Below are 14,858 nucleotides of genomic sequence, written 5' to 3'. Positions count from 1 at the left end.
AATTAAGAACAGGGGCAGCCGGAAATCTGCCCCTTTATTTTTAGGCATAGAGGAGTCGAGGGATAGATGAATGCGGCAGCGATGGCAGATCTACTGCAAGCGACTTTGCACAAGCTTTATTGGAATCCGGGTACACAGATTATGAATCAATGGGACGATAGTTTAACGGTCAATCGCCCTGGCGAAAATTACTATTATTGGTGGCAAGCACATGCTGCGGATGTTATCCTTGACGGCTATGCTCGAACGGGCAATGTGGCATATTCGAGCCGATTAGAGCATCTGTTCCACGGCATTCTTCGCTCTAACAGAGGAACGTTTCGCCATCAATATTATGATGACATGCAGTGGATGGCGCTGGCTTGGCTAAGGGCTTATGACATGACAGGTGCTCAGATGTACTGGGAAAGCGTTGCCGACTTGTGGGAAGACATCCGAGGAGGATGGAATCAGCATATGGGCGGAGGGATTGCTTGGCGAAAAAATCAGCTGGATTACAAGAACACGCCAGCTAACGCTCCAGCCGCTATCCTAGCTGCACGCTTATTTCAACGATTTGGCGATGAAGCGGATTTGGCTTGGGCACAAGAAATCTATGATTGGAACAAAAGGACATTAACCGATCCCGTTGACGGATTCGTATGGGATGGCATCAATCGACTGGGCGACGAGAAGATAGATATGGACTGGCAGTTTACTTATTGTCAGGGTGTCTTCATGGGGGCCGGCCTCGAACTTTACACTTGCACAGGGGATTCAGTTTACCTGAAGGATGCCTGCCGCACGGCAGCTGCGATGAAGAACCGATTGTGCGACAGTGCCACTGGGATGCTGCCCGATGAAGGAATCGACGATACAGGTTTATTCAAAGGGATACTGATCAGGTACCTACGGAAGCTGGTGGAGATTTACCCCGAGTTTGAGCTGCCGGCTGAGCTTATTGAACAAAATGCAATCACACTTATGGAGCATGGGATAGACGACACAGGACGTGTTGGCACAGACTGGAGAATGCCCCCTGAAGGCTCAATTCAGTTAAGTGTTATGCTAAGCGGCGTTATGTTACTGGAGGCGTATGCATCACTTCAAACGAAGTAGAGACAAATTGGTGCAGAAGGGAGGTGAAATTTACAGAATTGAAAGCGCATTCATCATGACAAATTTCAAGGAGAAAAGGAGTTGTTTTATGTGATCATGCAAAGAAGATCAGCTTTCAAATGGTTAAGTGTGAGTTTGGTAATGGCCCTTTTCCTATCCGTTTGGGGAGGTGCGAATCGTGCATCTGCTTTCACAGCATCGAATGCTGATGCAGCAATGAATTCATTAGTGAACGTGTTCTACGATGCTAACGCCAAATACTTCTACACGAACAGCGACCATCTCATACATGCTGCTCATGCTTATGGACCCGACGGAGGACTGTACACCGATTTCTGGTGGGAGGCTCAAATGTGGGAGACTGTCATGGATGCTTATCAGCGGACGGGAAACAGCACTTACCGCACTATGATCGATGATATTTACACCGGTTTCAATGCAAAATATACGAATATGATTGATAACCAATTCAATGATGACCTTGGTTGGTGGGCGCTTGCTTGTCTGCGTGCATACGAAATTACCGGTACGCAAGAATATTTGAACCGAGGATCCTTTCTTTTCGATCAAGTCTATGCTTATTGGGATACAACCTATTACGGTGGAGGTATCTGGTGGAGAAAGGATGCGACCAACCCAGCAATCAGTAGTAATGCTCAGAAAAATATGGCTACCAATGCTCCCATGGTGATGACGGCTATTAAACTAAAAAATGCCTATAATAACAACACTTATCTAACGAAAGCCCAGCAAATGTACACTTGGGTCAAAACGAAGCTGGTTAGTGGCAGCAAAGTAAATGATCACATGGAAGGCACTGGAGCGGGCATCGTCAAGGATTGGGATTTCACATACAACTACGGAACTTTTCTTGGGGCGGCGACCGCTTTATATGGGGCTACTGGCACAAGCAGCTATTTAACGGATGCTAATCATGCAGCTGGATATGTTATCGACAAAATGACTTCGGCTACTACCTTGCTATACGAAGGGGAGAACGACGCTCCTGGGTTTAAAATGATCTTTTCCCGCAATCTGAATCAGCTTCGCGTACAAGCAGGCCAATCGCAATACCTTACCTTTTTACAGCAAAATGCTACGCAAGCATGGAATCATCGAAGAACTTCAGACGGTATCATCGGAAGTGATTGGACGGCTCCTACCGGATCTGCCTATATCCAAAGCCTAACTGCTGCTGCGGGTGCATCTATTCTTCAGTTCGTTCCTTCGGACAATTATACGGGTAATATAGCAGGGAACGGTCTTTATGAAGCAGAAAATGCACAGCGTACCTTGGTTGGCGGTGTTGGCATGATCAACGAAAGCACACAGACCGGCTTTAATGGCCGGGGCTATGTCGCAGGCTGGAATACCAATGGAACATCGCTTAATTTCTATGTGAATCAAAATAGTGCGGGAACGAAGACGATTACGTTCCGATATGCAGCAGGTGCCGGCAATGCGAGCCGATACGTCAAAGTAAATGGTGTAGACGTGGCAGCCAATTTGAATTTTTCTGGAACTTCCGGCTGGAGCAGCTGGAACACCGTTTCTTTGACCATTTCCCTTCAGGCAGGATCGAATACGATTCAACTTGGTTATGACACCTCGAAAGGAAACAATAACTGGCTGAATATGGACCAACTATATGGCTTGTAGAGCCAAATTTATTTTAGTATGGAGGTTTTTTATGGGGAAATTCGCTCGGAAAAAAATTCGGTTTATCGTGCAATTCCTGCTCGCCTTCCTGCTTGCATTGCCTATTGTGCTGTCCGGCAGCATTGCTCCGCAAACAGCCTCTGCTTTAAATAATGGCTTATCGCCAACTCCGCCAATGGGCTGGAATAGCTGGAACTTCTATGCTTGTAATGTAGATGAAGTGAAAATTAAACAAGCAGCTGATACGTTGGTAAGCAGCGGTATGCAGGCGGCCGGATACAAGTATATTGTGATCGATGATTGCTGGCAGACAGGTCGGACCAGCGACGGTACCATAATTGCCGATCCGGTCAAATTCCCAAGCGGGATGGCATCACTTGCGAGCTATGTGCACAGCAAAGGCTTAAAATTCGGTCTCTACACGGATGCCGGATTTACCACTTGTGCCGGAAAACCTGGGATGTATTCACATGAGTTTCAGGATGCTAATACGTTTGCTTCCTGGGGGGGGATTACGTCAAGATCGACTGGTGCGATAATGGGGGCATGGATCCGCAAACCAGGTATACGATCATCCGGGATGCGCTCGCTAACTCAGGAAGGCCAATGCTATTCAGCATTTGAAATTGGGGCATCAACAAACCATGGGTGTGGGGTGCAGCTACAGGTAATATGTGGAGGACGACGGACGATATCTTCGACTACTGGGATCGAGTAACTTGGATCATTGATCAGAACGCTCCGCTTGCCAATTTTGCGGGGCCTACCAAAGGCTGGAATGACGCAGATATGCTCATGGTCGGTAATTATGGAACTGGCGCCGTCTTCGGCGGAGGCATGACGGATACGGAATACCGTTCGCATTTCTCGATGTGGACGATTATGGCTTCGCCGTTAATAGCGGGAAATAATTTGAACACGATGAGTCAATACACGAAAGATACCCTAATGAATTCTGAAGTGATTGCTGTAAATCAGGATGCGCTGGGCAGCCAAGGCATATTAGTAAGCGATCTCGGAGGTTTGCAGGTGTACTCCAAAAAACTGCAGACGACTGGAACGCGTGCGGTTGTGTTGTTTAATCGTACCGGCGCGGCTGCGAACATGACGGTCAATTTCTCAAGTATCGGCCTGAATGCTACTGCTAGCGTAAGGGATTTATGGTCCAAGACCGAGAAGGGAACATTCACCAACAGTTACACTGTAAATGTACCTTCACATGGGACCGTTATGGTGAAATTGACGGGAACAGAGTCAACGAGCAGCTTCTTTATTTCGGGTAAAACGTACCGAATCGTACCTAAATCTACTGGCTTATCTGTTGCTGTTGAAGCAGCTGCCTTAAACAATGGAGCGAAAATATTCCAATGGGATTACGGCACAGCGCAAAATGATCAATGGGTGATTACATCGACAACGGGAGGCTTTAATAAAATTATCAATGTGAAGAGCGGTAAGGCTATAGCTGTGAAAAATGCCTCCTTGATGGACGGTGAAGGCGTGATCCAATGGGATTTCGGCTCAACCTTGAATGATCAGTGGGAAATTCAGGGTGTAGGCGGCGGTTATTTCAAAATTATTAACAGGCTATCCGGCAAGTCATTGAATGTAGCCGATAACTCGCTCATCGCTGGCGGAAAAATGATTCAATGGCCGTATTCCGCCGCGGATAATATGACGTTCCAGTTGATTCCCTTGAACTAACCAAGTGTTTTTCTGACATGCCTCCGAAGTACCAGTAGTACTGGAAGTATCAGAACTACCAGAAGTACCAGAAGTACCGAAAGTACAAGAAGTACTACGAAAATACCCAAAAAGGCAAAAGAACCTTCCCGACTAATGGGAAGGTTCTTTTTAAGCTGTGTAAGCCAAAAGCAAAAGCTAAAGTTATAGCCATAGTTATAGCCATAGTTATAGCCATAGCTATAGTCGAAGCTGAACCGGGGGTTACCCCGTATTAACATGCATGGACTAGATGAGCAAGTTGTACTTCGTACAACAATTTTCTTGATTTCTTCTTGATATACTAAGGATGTTGTATTCTGTACAACAATTTAGCCTTTTTATAGACAATATAGCTATAGCTACTTTTGGCTGGAATTCTTGTATTTTTTACAACATTCACGAGGGAAATGTAAATTAGCCCACGTAAAGTTGTACAACGTACAACAATTTTACGGATAACAAGTGATTGCTTAGGAGTTACAACTTGGTTTAACGAAATCTAAAATAAGCTCCAATCAAATTCCTGCGACAGCGTACCCAAAAGGTGAACGCCAGCTGTGCTGTTGCCTTTGCGGTTCAACGCCGGGCCGACCAAACCGATCCCGTATTGTCCAGGTACCATGGTCATAATGCTGCCAGACACGCCGCTTTTGGCAGGCAGTCCAACGTTCATAGCGAATTCACCAGAGGCGTTGTACATCCCACAGGTAAACATGAACGTCTTAGCGATCTGTACGAATCGCCGCGGTATAAGGCGTTGATTACGAATCGGATCTACGCCATTATGCGCTAAAACGAGGGCCATTCTAGCCAAATCGGTACAATTCACCTCAACGGAGCAATGGCTGAAATAGACGTATAGGACGTCATCAACCTCACGATCCAGCACACCGTTGTCTTTCAAGAAGTAAGCTAACGAACGATTACGATGTGCGGTATCCGACTCAGATCGGAGTACATTTTGATTAATTTCAAGTGAAGGATTATGAGCAATGTCGCGGAAAAAGTGGAGAATTCGTTCAACTTGCTCCTTAGTATCACTGCCTGCAATCAAGGATGAGATCGCAATGGCACCAGCATTGATAAGCGGGTTGAAAGGAATACCTGGCTCAACGAGTTCGAGCTTCAGCATGGAGTTGAAATCGTCACCGGTAGGTTCCATCCCCACCTTGGAGAAGACAATCTCTTCACCGTTATCCATCAACGCCAAAATGAGCGTAAATACTTTCGAAATACTTTGTAAAGTAAATCGGAAATCAGATTCGCCGGCAACAGAGATATTTCCTTCAGCATCCATAATGCAGATACCTAGAACATCGGCTGGAGCGTTAGCAAGTTCAGGAATGTAGGAAGCAACATGTCCGTCTGATGTATGTACCTTGCTCTCCGTAACCCATTGAGGCAAGTGTTCTTTGAGTTGCTTCCAGGTTTCTTCGTGTTGTAGATGACTCATTCAGAAGTCATTCCTTCCTCATTCTCTTAAGCTTTCCAAGCCTGTGGGTGGTTATCGCTGATAAGTTCCGTTGCGCTTGCATTCGCAATAACCTGTTCTGGGTTTTTGCAGCCTGGAATGACCGTTGTAACGGCATCATGCTTCAAACACCAAGCTAATGCCCATTTGGCCATATCCATTCCTTCAGGAACTTCTTCTTTTTGGATGCGCTGCACATCCTCAAGCTTCTGTTTCACACTCTCGGCATCATGACGATGGCGAACGTCTGTGTTGCTGAACACCGCACCAGGCTTATACTTACCGCTCAAATAGCCGCTAGCCAAAGGGACACGTGCCAGAACACCAAGATCTTGATTCACACAGGAAGGGAAAACAAGCTCTTCTGGTGCTCGATCCAAGCGATTGTACACGACTTGAATGGCTTTGGAATTGACCTTGCTGGAGGCTTCTGTTTGATGAATATTAGCATTACTACCAATGGATGTTCCCAAATGGCGGATTTTCCCGGCTTGAACTTGTTTGTCCAAAGTTGTCCAAAGCACATCATTATCAAATAAGTCATCAGGTCCGGAATGGAATTGATATAAGTCAATATAGTCCGTTTGCAAAGCTTTCAGAGAATCATCCAGTTGTTTGACAACGCCTTCGGAACTGAAATCATCTGTTCGGGTGAACAGATCGTGGAAATGGTGGCCAAATTTCGTAGCCACGATCCAGTTCTCGCGATTGCGGCGGGATAAGTAATTACCGATAAGAGATTCGGATAGATGGTCACCATAGCATTCTGCTGTATCGATCAGATTTATACCAAGTTCAGCTGCTTGATCGAGAATAGCATCCGCTTCAGCTTGCGTGTAGGTAAGTCCCCACTCTCCGCCGAACTGCCAAGTCCCTACACCTACGATGGAAACTTTCAAATCCGTTTTACCAAGTCTGCGATATTTCATGGCGAGCACTCTCCTTTTTAAGGTATCCAAGTTTATTAAACGCTATAGCTTGCTCCGTGTCAAAAAGAAAAAGCTCTTTCCTCTCTTGAAGAGAAAAGAGCCTTTTGTATTAAGCGAGTTCTGCTGAAAGATCATTTCCCTTTTTGTCATTAGATTTCTTGGATTTACGGTCAGAAACTTTAATATTTCCGATAAACAGTGTCAGAATAGCCCCAAGTAAAACGAATACTAAGCCTACAATAAACACTTGGTGAAGCGATGTAACCAAGGCATTTTTTAGAATTGGCAGCATGTGCTCCACGAATTCTTTTGGCATTTTAGCCAAAGCTTCAGGACTTAGTAGGGAAGAATATAAAGCCTGTGGATTGGTATGAATCATATCCGTCATTTGTGTAGCCAACCCACCTGCTTCCGCGGGAAGCTGATTAACAACAGGAGTTAAATCTTGTTCTAAAAGCACAGTTGACTTGTGGTTCATAATGGCTCCGAGAATCGTCATACCGAACGTACCGCCAATTTGACGGAAGAATTGACTAGAAGACGTTACGACACCAAGCTCGGACTTTGGAAAACTCTCTTGCAAAGCAAGTGTAAGGATTGGCATAACTAGCCCCATACCTAAACCAAGAATCAACATATAACTTGAAGCGATCAACTTCGTCGTGCTGATGCCCATGGTGCCAAGGAAATAGAAGCCGATAGCCATAATAATCATACCACCAAGCATTTGCTTACGAACGCCGATTTTCTGAATGAATTGACCGGAAACAACGCTGGCAGCAATCATCGTAATCATGAGCGGCGTCATCACTGTACCTGATGCTGAAGCACTGATACCGACGATGCCCTGCATGAAGAGAGGAACGAACATAATAGCTCCGAACATTCCGACAGCCATAAGGAACCCTACACCGTTAATTGTTGTAAATGTTCTATTTTTAAATAACCGAACAGGAAGGATCGGCTCTTCTGCTTTACTTTCAATAATAACGAAGGAAACCAACGAGATAATAGCTAATGCAAAAAGCCCAATGATTTGCCAAGAGAACCAAGCAAAATCTTTACCGCCAAAAGTTAATGCAAGCAGTAAGCTGACGACCCCGACAATCATGGTGATAATACCCGGAATATCGAATTTTACTTTGCCGATTGCTTTATGCTTCGGTAATGCAATTGCAATTAAGACAACAGCCAGAATACCGACAGGAAGGTTGATGTAAAATACCCAGCGCCAGTCTAATGCGTCAACGATCCAACCACCGATTTGGGGGCCAATTACCGATGATAAACCAAAGATCGCCCCGAATACACCCTGCCATTTGGCACGTTGTTTACCGGTAAATAAGTCCCCGATAATAATCATCGCCATGGGCATCATAATACCGCCGCCAAGACCTTGCAAACCACGGAACAGAATCAGTTCGGTCATGTTCTGAGACATCCCGCATAAGGCGGAAGCCGCGATAAAGATGACTAAACCTGTTACATAGATGACACGACGACCAATTAAATCGGCAAGTTTACCCGCAATAGGAACGACAACCGTTGATGTCAACATGTAAGCAGTAGTCAACCAAGCCATTAAGCCAAGACCGCCGAATTCACCAACGATACGCGGCATTGCAGTGCCGACAATTGTGCCGTCCAATGCGCCAAATAGCATAGCAATGATAAGGCCGGTAAGCAGGAGACCTCGATTTTTGAGTTCTGGTCCTTCTGCTTCTATGGATTTCTCTGAAGCTGTTTTTTGTATGTTTTCCACTATTACCACTCCTTGAATAAGATGAAATTAATAAAAATTAGTAAGCTTTTCAAAGGCACTCACTAGAATGCGCATTTCTTCCGGGGGAAGCTGTGAGAGTCCACGAGCAATCACTTCTTTCTGGACATCTTCCGCTTGTTTGAGTATGGCCTTTCCGGATTCGGTTATTTCAACCAGCACAATCCGTCGATCTGTCTCATGGTGTTTACGAATAACATGCCCACTCTGGACAAGCCGATCAATCATAACGGTAATAGCACTTGGCTTAACACCCAGTTTCTCAGAGAGATGGGTTTGTTTCGGCGTGCCTTCTTTCGATATCATGAATAACATGAATAATTGTGGACCTGTTAACTCCGAATCTAACTGGGTAAGTACGGTGTGGCTAATTTTTCGATGTGCGGTTTCAAATGTTGTCCGGAAACGATTCGTATAAGCTATCAATTCATCTTCCATATCAAAATCCTCCTTACCACTTAATTAAAGTATCAAATCATTAAACAATAAGATGTTTATATGAATTAATGTTTAAACTGTTTAAATAAAATATACGCCGATGATGATTCGAAGTCAATAGGGAAATTCAGCACAAGAGGCTAGTTCACTTGCATATCAGGCATATCTTGCATATAATAACTGGTACATATATGTGAAATGCTTTGACGGAGAAGAGTACGCAGTGCTTCTTGACAGGGAGGGAAAGCCGATGATTGAGAGCTATCCCCGAGAATCAGGCTGCTGAAGTTCGCTCCCGAGCAGTCCTTTGAACAGAAGCTTATTATCAGCTTCTCATTAGAGGGAACCGGACACATCGTCCGTTATCTGAAATGAAGTGAGAATTGTTTATTTGGCTTTTTTGCCAGTGAACGAATCTAATTAGGGTGGTACCACGACTTTTCGTCCCTTGTGAGGGAGCGGAAAGTCTTTTTTGTGTTTTCATTTAGGGTGATTCAGGGGCCTAATTCAGGAGGGATTTCGATGAAAGAGCGGTTAGAAGCTTTAAAGCAGGAAGCGCTGCTGGAGCTAAGCGGCGTACAAAGTCAGCAGGAGCTGAACGATTTACGTATTAAGTATTTGGGTAAAAAAGGACCATTAACCGAGGTATTACGCGGTATGGGCGCATTAAGTGCAGAAGAGAGACCGGTTATCGGCCAAGTAGCGAACGACGTTCGTGCAGCGATTGAAACTGTTATTGAAGAGAAGCAAGCAGCGTATCAACAGCAAGAAACCGAGAACCGTTTGCGTGCGGAAATGATTGATGTAACACTGCCAGGTCGCCCGTCGCAGCAAGGCGCTGTGCATCCTTTAAGCAAAGTTATTCAAGAAATTGAAGATATTTTCATTGGAATGGGGTACACCGTAGCTGAAGGTCCGGAGGTAGAGCAGGACTACTACAATTTTGAGGCGCTTAATCTGCCGAAGGATCATCCAGCTCGCGATATGCAGGACTCATTCTATATCACGGATGAGATTCTAATGCGTACACAAACCTCTCCAGTTCAAGTTAGAACAATGGAGAAACGCAAAGGGGAAGTTCCGATCAAAATCATTTGTCCGGGCAAAGTATATCGCCGCGATGACGATGATGCAACACATTCCCATATGTTTACCCAAATCGAGGGTCTGGTCATCGACCGTAACGTACGGATGAGTGATCTGAAAGGCACGTTGCTTCAATTCGTTCAAGAAATGTACGGCAAAGAGACGAGAATTCGCTTGCGTCCAAGCTTCTTCCCATTCACAGAGCCTAGCGTTGAAGTTGATGTGAGCTGTGCAATGTGTGGCGGCGTTGGCTGCCGTACTTGTAAACAAACGGGCTGGTTAGAAATCCTCGGAGCGGGCATGGTACATCCGCGCGTTCTAGAGATGGGTGGATATGACCCGAAGGAATACACAGGATTTGCATTTGGAATGGGCGTTGAGCGCATTGCGATGCTGAAATATGGTATTGAAGATATTCGTCATTTTTACACGAACGATTTACGGTTCTTAAAGCAATTCTTACACTTGTAAGCATCAGGAAAAGGAGGGGTTAAGCATGAAGGTTTCTTATCAATGGTTATCGGAATATGTAGATGTATCAGGCTTCACAGCCGAGGAATTAGCAGAAAAATTGACCCGAAGCGGCATCGAAGTGGATATCGTGGAAGATCGCAATAAGGGTGTAACGAACGTAGTCGTTGGATTTGTAAAATCACGCGAAAAACACCCAGACGCAGATAAATTAAGTGTATGTATCATTGATGCCGGACAAGGCGAAGACTTGCAAATTGTTTGCGGGGCGAAAAATATAGATGCAGGACAAAAGGTTCCTGTAGCCATGATTGGAGCCGTGCTGCCAGGCGGACTGCAAATCAAACGTGCTAAGCTGCGCGGCGTAGAGTCACAAGGCATGATTTGTTCAGCCAAAGAACTTGGTCTGAACGACAAGCTGCTGCCAAAGGAAATTCAAGAAGGTATCCTGGTTCTGCCTGAAGATACCGAGGTTGGCAGCTCGATTCTTGATGTCCTTGCTATCAGCGACAAGGTATTAGAGCTTGACCTGACACCAAACCGCTCCGATTGCTTGAGCATGCTCGGAGCAGCGTATGAGATCGCAGCGATCCTGGGGCGCGGCGTCAAACTGCCTGATGCGGAAGCAGCGCACGGGGCGGCTGGAACTGCCGCAATGAAAGCTGCTGACCGCATCAGTGTGAAGATCACAGCAACGGAGCAGTGTACGCACTACGCGGCTCGCCTTATCGAAGGCGTACGCGTAGGCACTTCACCGCTGTGGATGCAGAACCGTTTAATGGCGGCTGGTATCCGCCCGATCAACAATATCGTAGACATCACGAATTTCGTGATGCTTGAATACGGCCAACCGCTTCACGCTTTCGATGCTGAGCAGTTGAACAATGGCCACATCGATGTTCGCCTCGCTGAGGCAGGCGAGAAGCTCGTCACGCTCGACGATGTGGAGCGTACGCTAGAGCCGCACATGCTGCTCATTACGGACGGCACGAAGCCGGTAGGGATTGCTGGTGTTATGGGCGGCGCTAACTCCGAAGTGACAGAAGGCACAACACGGATTCTTCTTGAATCCGCCAGGTTCGCAGGCAGCTCTGTGCGCCGAACGTCGCGCCAGCTAGGGCTCCGCTCGGAAGCGAGTCTTCGCTTCGAGAAAGAAGTGAACCCGGAAGCGGTGATTCCGGCATTAAACCGTGCTGCTGCGTTAATGGCTCAGTACGCAGCTGGTCAAGTCGCTGACGGCATCGTCCAAGCCGTAGCAGGCTCACACAAGCCGGTCAGCATCGAGCTTGCTGCTAACCGTGTGAATAATTATCTCGGCACTGAACTTTCCTTGGCCGAGATGGGTCAAATCATAGAGCGCCTGCACTTCACTTTCGAGCAGGCAGGCGAAGGCAAGCTGCTCGTGCATGTGCCGAGCCGCCGCGGAGACATCACACGGGATGTCGATTTGATCGAAGAAGTAGCTCGCCTTTTCGGCTACGACAACATCCCTACAACTTTAATGACCGGCGTGACAACGCCCGGCTCCTTGACCAAAGAGCAGTCGATCCGTCGTATCACTCGGAATCTCCTGACTCAAAGCGGACTGCATGAAGTCATCACTTATTCCTTCACACAGCCGGATCAAACCGTTTCTCTGCCGGGTCTATACCCAGCGGCGAAGCCGATCTCGCTCGCGATGCCAATGAGTGAGGATCGCAGCCAACTGCGTACTAGCTTGCTGCCGCATCTGCTAGACGTTGTTAGCTACAATCGTAACCGTACAATGGATGACGTAGCTATTTTCGAAATCGGCAAAGTATTCATAACAGATGAGTCTTCACTTACAACTTTGCCGCAAGAGAAGCTTCTACTCTCCATTGTATTGACAGGCAAACGCCGTCAAGCACATTGGGCGCAAAAGTCCGAAGCAGTCGACTTTTATGATATCAAAGGTGTTTTTGACCGCCTTGTAAGCTACCTAGGAGTTACAGGACTCACCTATAAATCTGCTTCACCAGATGGATTCCATCCGGGCCGAACAGCTGAGCTCCTATTAAACACAGCTGAAGGTGAGCAGGTAATAGGTCGAATCGGCCAACTGCATCCTACAGTCCAACAGCAACGTGATCTTGATGACACTTACGTCCTTGAGGTTGAACTTTCTCCAATCTTAGAAGCTGCTGGAGATGCAATTGTATATAAATTGCTGCCGCGTTATCCGTCCATTGGGCGCGATCTTGCTGTAGTAGTGAATGCTAGTGTACCAGTAGGTCTAATGGAACAAACCATCACCGAAGTTGCCGGAGACTTGTTAGAATCGATTCAAGTATTCGATATCTATACAGGAGAACGTTTAGGCGCAAACCGCAAGAGCGTAGCGATTGCTTTAGTATACCGTCACGCGGAGAGAACACTGCTGGATGAAGAAGTAACAGAGCTCCATGCCAAAGTAGTTCAAACCCTGGAACAACAATATGAGGCAGAGTTAAGAAAATAGTGTAACTTTCATTTAAGTTGCAGGAAAACAGGCTGGTCTTATCGAAATTACACTCGATAGGGCCAGCCTTTCATCTAAGGGAGGATATAAAAAAGTGAACGCTGAAGATAAAACGAGGATTACCGTTGATATATATGGTCACCAGTACAAATTAAAAGCAAGCACCAGCACCAATTACATGAAGCGAGTTGCTGAATACGTGAACGACCAGATGTTTCGTATTGCAAAGGGCTACCCGCGGCTAGATTCACAGAAAATCGCCGTTCTGGCTGCCGTAAACATGGCAGATGAGTGCTTCCGTATGAACGAAATCATGGAAGAACTGACCAAAACCCAAAAGAACCAAGAAGCGACCAAAGCTGCCTATGACAAATTAATCGTTAACTTTAATGAATTGAAACAAGAATACGAGCAACAACAGACATCCATTACTGAACAAAATGCTAAGCTAGTACAAAGTAACCAAGCGCAAGAGCAAATGAAACAAGAAGTGCAGAAAGCAAAACAAGAACAAGAGCAATTGAGGCAACAACTACAACAAGCTAAGCAACAGCAAGAGCAAGATAAACAACAGGAAGAGCAAGTTAAACAACAACAAGAGCAGAAAGCTAAACAACAGCAAGAACAAGCTAAACAGCAGCAAGAGCAAGTCAAGCAACAACTAGAACAAGTCAAACAACAACTAGAGCAGGAAAAACGTCAACAAATACAAGTAAGACAACAGCTAGACCAAGAAAAACAACAACACCAACAAACAAAGCAACAATTCGAACAAGAGAAACAACAAAAGGCACATCAGCTTCAAAAGCTCAACGAACAACACAGAGTCGAAAAACAGTCTCTCTCAGAAATCCACTTGCAAGACAAAGAAATGTTAAATCAACAGTATCAACAAGACAAAGTAACACTAATGCAGCAACATTTGCAGGATAAAGAAATCATCAACATGCAACATCAAGAAGAGATCATTAAGCTTTCGAATCAGCATCTAGCGGAAAAGGAAATACTCGTTAATCAACATCAAGAGGAACTAGAAAACATCACAAACCAACATCAAACAGAACTTGAAACAATTACAAGTCAACATCAAACAGAACTTGAAACAATTACAAACCAACATCAAACAGAACTTGAAACCATCAAAAACCAACAACAAGCGAGAATAGATACCATTACGAACCAACTTCAAGAGAAAATAAATACAGTTTCAAACCAACTTCAAGAAAAAATAAATGTAATTACAAATCAGCATCAAGAAGAAATAGAAACTCTCACAGCCGCGCACCAAGAGGAAATAGAAACACTCACCGCACTTTATCAGGACGAGGCAGAAGCCAAGATTCTGCGTTTTGAGCAAGATAAAGGCAACCTAGTTGGGGAGTTCCAAGAACGGCAAACAAACATTATTCAACAACTTGAAGACCAAAAGTCAATCATTATTACACAATATCAAGCTCAAATTGATGCCTTATTAGAGCAGCAGCAACTAGAACGAAGAGCCCTTTCTCAACATTTTGAAGAAGAAAAAGAACGGATTTTAGCCCAGGCCCGTAGAGAAAAAGAAGAATTAATGCACCAAAGCTTGAATGATGAAGCTCAGCAAAAAGAACTTCAAAACATCAAAGAAGAGTATAAAGAACTACGCGAGGAATATGCTAAACTGCAGAATGAATACAATGAGTGGATCGAACTTGTAGAAACAGACAGCCCTGGCAGGTAATC

Annotated in this window: 11 protein-coding genes; 7 read left to right on the top strand and 4 right to left on the bottom strand. The window is 45.4% G+C overall.

Translation table 11 applies throughout. From position 1 onward, the window contains the following. Positions 1 to 66 precede the first annotated feature (66 nt). From ASG85_RS24950 to ASG85_RS38870, 4 genes are all read left to right on the top strand, one after another. A complete protein-coding gene (locus ASG85_RS24950) occupies positions 67 to 1,098 on the top strand; it encodes a glycoside hydrolase family 76 protein (protein ID WP_060648045.1) in 1,032 nt (343 codons plus the stop codon). A 96-nt stretch (positions 1,099 to 1,194) separates the two neighbouring features. After that, complete coding sequence (locus ASG85_RS24945; protein ID WP_156396779.1) at positions 1,195 to 2,757, top strand: glycoside hydrolase family 76 protein; 1,563 nt, start codon at positions 1,195 to 1,197, stop codon at positions 2,755 to 2,757. A gap of 31 nt (positions 2,758 to 2,788) precedes the next feature. Beyond that, positions 2,789 to 3,475: a glycoside hydrolase family 27 protein gene (locus ASG85_RS38875; RefSeq protein ID WP_063860367.1), complete on the top strand. Its 687-nt coding sequence runs from the start codon at positions 2,789 to 2,791 to the stop codon at positions 3,473 to 3,475. Then, the gene (locus ASG85_RS38870) at positions 3,430 to 4,461 is read left to right on the top strand and encodes an RICIN domain-containing protein (RefSeq protein WP_063860366.1); all 1,032 of its coding nucleotides are present in this window, start codon (positions 3,430 to 3,432) and stop codon (positions 4,459 to 4,461) included. Before ASG85_RS38875 ends, ASG85_RS38870 begins: the two co-directional genes overlap by 46 nt. A gap of 520 nt (positions 4,462 to 4,981) precedes the next feature. Here ASG85_RS38870 and glsA read toward each other — a convergent pair. The 4 genes from glsA to ASG85_RS24920 form a co-directional block, all read right to left on the bottom strand. Further along, positions 4,982 to 5,935, bottom strand: a complete 954-nt coding sequence (gene glsA / locus ASG85_RS24935) for a glutaminase A (protein WP_057304782.1) — start codon at positions 5,933 to 5,935, stop codon at positions 4,982 to 4,984. A gap of 26 nt (positions 5,936 to 5,961) precedes the next feature. Further along, complete coding sequence (locus tag ASG85_RS24930) at positions 5,962 to 6,882, bottom strand: aldo/keto reductase (protein WP_060648043.1); 921 nt, start codon at positions 6,880 to 6,882, stop codon at positions 5,962 to 5,964. Positions 6,883 to 6,991: 109 nt separating this feature from the next. Beyond that, positions 6,992 to 8,608, bottom strand: a complete 1,617-nt coding sequence (locus tag ASG85_RS24925) for an MDR family MFS transporter (protein ID WP_082588220.1) — start codon at positions 8,606 to 8,608, stop codon at positions 6,992 to 6,994. A 63-nt stretch (positions 8,609 to 8,671) separates the two neighbouring features. Continuing rightward, complete coding sequence (locus ASG85_RS24920; RefSeq protein ID WP_060648042.1) at positions 8,672 to 9,100, bottom strand: MarR family winged helix-turn-helix transcriptional regulator; 429 nt, start codon at positions 9,098 to 9,100, stop codon at positions 8,672 to 8,674. A gap of 522 nt (positions 9,101 to 9,622) precedes the next feature. On the opposite strand from ASG85_RS24920, the gene pheS reads away from it, so the two are divergent. From pheS to ASG85_RS38150, 3 genes are all read left to right on the top strand, one after another. Further along, positions 9,623 to 10,657, top strand: coding sequence for a phenylalanine--tRNA ligase subunit alpha (pheS, locus tag ASG85_RS24915; protein WP_057304785.1), 1,035 nt, complete (start codon positions 9,623 to 9,625; stop codon positions 10,655 to 10,657). Positions 10,658 to 10,682: 25 nt separating this feature from the next. Continuing rightward, entirely contained in the window at positions 10,683 to 13,136 is a 2,454-nt protein-coding gene (gene pheT, locus ASG85_RS24910; protein ID WP_060648041.1) for a phenylalanine--tRNA ligase subunit beta, read from the top strand. A gap of 94 nt (positions 13,137 to 13,230) precedes the next feature. Beyond that, the gene (locus ASG85_RS38150) at positions 13,231 to 14,856 is read left to right on the top strand and encodes a cell division protein ZapA (RefSeq protein WP_060648040.1); all 1,626 of its coding nucleotides are present in this window, start codon (positions 13,231 to 13,233) and stop codon (positions 14,854 to 14,856) included. Positions 14,857 to 14,858: the final 2 nt, after the last annotated feature.

The organism is Paenibacillus sp. Soil724D2 (assembly GCF_001427935.1).
GTDB lineage: Bacteria > Bacillota > Bacilli > Paenibacillales > NBRC-103111 > Paenibacillus_E.
The sequence above is the reverse complement of the archived record's forward strand: the minus strand, read 5'-3'. Positions and strand labels throughout refer to the sequence as shown.